The sequence below is a fragment of the Flavobacterium silvaticum genome, from assembly GCF_012911565.1.
Taxonomy (GTDB): Bacteria; Bacteroidota; Bacteroidia; order Flavobacteriales; family Flavobacteriaceae; genus Flavobacterium; species Flavobacterium silvaticum.
The window spans coordinates 1-4,419 of record NZ_JAAMPU010000083.1 but is presented as its reverse complement, the minus strand read 5'-3'; the positions used below and the strand labels follow the sequence as shown (position 1 = coordinate 4,419).

Below are 4,419 nucleotides of genomic sequence, written 5' to 3'. Positions count from 1 at the left end.
AGCGCATCTTTGCCATTGCTGCTTTCAGGTCAAAGAACCAATCAACTTTTTAAGTACTTTTGCGTCCAACGGAGACTACAATCTCCGGATTTCTGCAACAGCAAAGATGCGCGAAACGTTAGGCGTAATTTTAGTAAATACGATGAAAAATTTGAACATCTTTGTTAGCTCAACATGTTTTGACCTTTCTCAAGTTAGAAGGGACATGTCAGATTTTATAAAAGAAATTGGACATAATCCTTATTTGTCAGAATATGAAAACTTCCCCATAAATCCAACAAAGCAAACTGTTGAAAATTGTATAAGTGCAGTTAAAAACGACGCTGACATTTTTGTCTTAATCGTTGGAAGTAGATATGGCAGTTTACTAGATACTGGGATGTCGATCACAAATCTCGAATATGAAACTGCAAAAACTATCGGCATTCCAACCTACATATTCCTAGATAAAGCAATGTTAAATGCCTTGACTTTTTATAAATCAAACAAAGATGGCAATTTTCAAAATATCGTTGATAACAAACAAATTTTTGATTTTATACTTAAAATTCGTGATGAAGATAAATTGTGGACTTTTGAATTTGAAAAAGCTCAAGATATTAGTTCCATTCTGCGTGTTCAGCTTTCATATTTATTCAAGGAAAGTTTATTATTAAAGCGAAATTTAGATAACCAGACAGATGAAATTTTTAATTTGCCAATTTCAAATAAAGCATTGAAGATTCTCGTCAAGAAACATCCACTATTTGAATTTGAATATCTTGGTCAAGTATTAATAGACGAGGTATTGAAAAAAGAAGATTTGAAAAATGACTTCACATACGAAATTATGGTAGAAACTCGTCACCATATTTCAGACAGGGATAAGTTAAAGGAATGGATGCTTCATAGAAATGTTTATCTGTACAATATAAACATGTCATTTGGAAAACTTATTACGAAGGCTTTAAAATTTTATCTTGGCGAACCAGGTATTGCTTCAGATTTAAAAGGATTATTTTATGTTGCAAAAACATACGCTAAGCTTTTTGAAAGTCTTGTAAACTGGACAATCGAAACATCCAGTTGTAAAGTTCCAGAAGAGTGTGTTAGATTGAAAAATAAATTTGCTGAAATGAGTCATGATTTAATCGAACAAACATGGAACTATCCGTTTGAGGTTAGAGATCAAGTTCTAGAAATTGTAAATGCATTTGATCAAGGAGAGAAAATAAATTTTGAGATCAAATTTCCTATTAAACTAAATGAGGAGATAATGAAAGAAATAAGTGATGAAATTGACTTATTCAATCAATTAAACAATTAAAACTACGCCTAACAGCCAATGGCTGTGATTGCTGATTTCAGGTCAATGAACCAATAGTCTTTTTATGTAACTTACATTACGCCGAGAATACTATTTTTTAAGTCCGCAACCAACGGCCATCGGCGAAACGTTGGTGGCAATTTTAAAGAATTACTCAAAGTTAAGAAAACCTTAATTTTTTTTTATAATATTGCATTCTAATCAATTACTATTTCATAATGTTTAAATCGGCGCTTTCTGAAGCGTGGAAATGGAGTGCAAAATTTTACTTCGGCTCATTTTCGACTGCCATAGCATCATTTTTCGTTTTTCACAATATTTTGAAGTTTGAATTTGTCTGGTCTATTGCGTGTGGAATAGGTTTAGTAATTCTTTCTTTTTTTATAAAGTTTTTGATTAATTATTTTACCGCTGTAAATAAACTTCAAGAAAGCTTACTTGAAAAAGAGCGTCAACTTGAAGTCATGACAACTGATAAAGAAAGGAAGAAAAGACTTACATCCGCAAATCATTATGGTGAAGCTATAATGGTATTAAAAGATATATTTTCTAAAGTACATTATTTAAGAAAACAAGACAAAATCGAAAAAAAGGAAATGATGGCTACACTCCTTTTTCTTTGTAATAATTTGAAAAACATATTTGAAAGACGTTTTTCAAATAATTATTCAGTTTCAATAAAAGTTTTGAGTGACGACGTCGATTTGTCAAATATTACTATGCATGCTCAAGTAATCACTTTATGCAGGGACGCGAAAAGCTATAAAAGGCGACAGAATGGAAATGATGTAATTCACAACATATTTGATAACACTTGCTTTAATGAAATTTTCCATAATATTGACAATCCGCAAAAAGCGCATTACATAAGTAATAACTTGGTTGCAGATAGGTATTATAAAAATTCGAGCTTTAAAGTTTATGGCGATATTCCTGATTCCTGCGATACTGAAGAAAAACGACAACCAGAATGGAGTTTGCCTTATAAAAGTGAAGTCGTTGTTCCTATCACACCTTTGGACAGTACGGAAAATAGAAAGCAACAATTTCTTGGATATTTATGCGTTGATTGTAACGTTACAGATTCATTTCATATTAAATATGACATCGAAATGTTAAAAGGTATTGCAGATGGAATTTTTGACATAATAAAACATAATTATAATGGATAATATAGCTGCTCTAAAAGATTCAAAATCAAAAAGATCATTTTCTGCCGAGAAAGATGAGCAAAACTATATCACAGTTAGAAAAGTTTCAAAAAATAAAGAGTACGAAGTTGAAGTTTTAGTTTTCTCAAAAAGCGACATTGAAGAATATCATCGATTACAGGATAAATTATATGCCGATCTTCCTATTGGGAAAGATATACTTATTAAAAGATTGCTATCCTTCTTGAAAAAATGGAGAACTGAAAAATTAGAAAAACATTCAGTAGACTTTTAACAAAAACTGCCACCAACCGCACCCAAGACGCGATTGCTGCTTTCAGGTAATTGAACAATCATTTTTTTAAGTAATTTCACGTTCAGCCGAGCCAACTTTCTTCGGAAGTCCGCAACCGCGCTTGGCTGCCAAACGTTGTGTTCCATGCCTGTTGCCGTAAAAGTCAAAGACCATTATTGGCAAAAAATTTCCTGAGCCAAAATGCAGAATGAACTTTGCCTAATTATTAATTTCTGTGAACACACATTTCCTCGTCGAATTACTGACCGAAGCTTCGCCGTTCGTAGATAATAAGACATGACGGAATTTCTTTGTCTTTTTAATTTCTGTGTGAAAATTTCTGTGGGAGAAAATTTTCACACAGAAATTTTCACACAATTATTCGGGCGTGATCTTTATCAAAGACAAAAGTTCACACAATTATTTTGGACAAATTGAGATAAAGCCAATTCAACAGGAGGCACGAGAACACAACAGCGGCTAAGACAAGATTGCTCCTACCCGATTCATTGTAACAACTTTTTTCTTAACTTCCATCGCGGTAAGCCGAGCCAAATTTCTCCGATTACCGCAACCTCGCTTAGCCGCGAAACGTTAGGCGTCATTATAACAAAAATAAAACTCAATAATAATGGAACAAAAAAAAGTTTTTATTAGCGTTGGAGGAACAGCGACAACTGAGCAAGAAGATTTTGTAAAGTTGATTGAAGACAGGCTTAGAAGTGAAAATTTGATTCCGAGTACAGTTGGAAGAAATAATTTTACTTCTGATTCTCCATTGAAAGCAGTTAAGGAACTTATGAATGAATGTTCTGGGATTTTAATTATTGCGCTTGAAAGAACATATTTTGAAAATGGCATTGAGAAAAGAGGAGGTTCACAGGAAACAAGTCTTTCCCAAATTAAATTTTCCACTCCGTGGAACCAAATTGAATCTGGAATGGCTTACGCAAAAGGACTTCCCATATTAGTAGTTTTAGAAAAAGGATTACGAGAGGAAGGCCTTTTAGAAAGAGGATACGACTGGTATATAATGCGCGTTTTACCAAATCAACAATCTTTAACAACTCCTGAATTTAATGGTGTTTTGGCAAGTTGGAAAAATAAAGTCGAAAAATATCAATTAAACAAAATTAAATCCGAAGTTGAAATAAATCCGGGAGACTTGACTGTAGGCAAATTGATTTCATATATGAAGCCGGGACAATTATGGGGAGTTTTAGCTGCTATCGCGGCATTGATGATTGGAATTTTTGTTATTGGTCAACATTTTCCTGCAAAATAATAACGAACGCCTAACAGCGGCTAAAAAAAAGCGCTGCTTTCAAGTCATTGAACCATCTATTTTTTAACTACATTTACGTCCAGCCGAGACAACAATCTCCGGGAATCGCGCCTTCTTTTAGTCGCGAAGCGTTGTGTTCCATGCCTATCGCCGCAAAAGTCAAAGACCATTATTGGCAATAATTTCCTGGTATTACTTTTTGCCAAAATGCAGAATGAGCTTTGTCTAATTATTAATTTCTGTGAACACACATTTCTTTGTCGAATTACTGATCGAAGTTTCGCCGTTCGTAGATAATAAGACATAACGGAATTTCTTTGCCTTTTTTAATTTCTGTGAACACACATTTCTTCGTCGAATTCCTGGCCGAAGCTTCGCCGTT

Annotated in this window: 4 protein-coding genes; all 4 read left to right on the top strand. The window is 33.6% G+C overall.

Annotated elements, in window-relative coordinates:
• Positions 1–1,306: DUF4062 domain-containing protein (locus G6047_RS00505; protein ID WP_211165350.1), on the top strand; the 1,306-nt coding region annotated here is incomplete at its 5' end.
• Positions 1,307–1,524: 218 nt separating this feature from the next.
• Positions 1,525–2,478: a hypothetical protein gene (locus G6047_RS00500; RefSeq protein ID WP_169525373.1), complete on the top strand. Its 954-nt coding sequence runs from the start codon at positions 1,525–1,527 to the stop codon at positions 2,476–2,478.
• Positions 2,471–2,752, top strand: coding sequence for a hypothetical protein (locus tag G6047_RS00495; protein WP_169525371.1), 282 nt, complete (start codon positions 2,471–2,473; stop codon positions 2,750–2,752). Before G6047_RS00500 ends, G6047_RS00495 begins: the two co-directional genes overlap by 8 nt.
• 631 nt (positions 2,753–3,383) lie before the next feature.
• Positions 3,384–4,037 (top strand): hypothetical protein, encoded by a 654-nt coding sequence (locus G6047_RS00490; RefSeq protein WP_169525370.1) that lies wholly within the window; start codon positions 3,384–3,386, stop codon positions 4,035–4,037.
• Positions 4,038–4,419: the final 382 nt, after the last annotated feature.

Excerpts from the sequence above, each read along its gene's own strand:
- G6047_RS00500 (WP_169525373.1), top strand. The coding sequence starts at position 1,525 with ATGTTTAAATCGGCGCTTTCTGAAGCGTGGAAATGGAGTGCAAAATTT.
- G6047_RS00495 (WP_169525371.1), top strand. The coding sequence starts at position 2,471 with ATGGATAATATAGCTGCTCTAAAAGATTCAAAATCAAAAAGATCATTT.
- G6047_RS00490 (WP_169525370.1), top strand. The coding sequence starts at position 3,384 with ATGGAACAAAAAAAAGTTTTTATTAGCGTTGGAGGAACAGCGACAACT.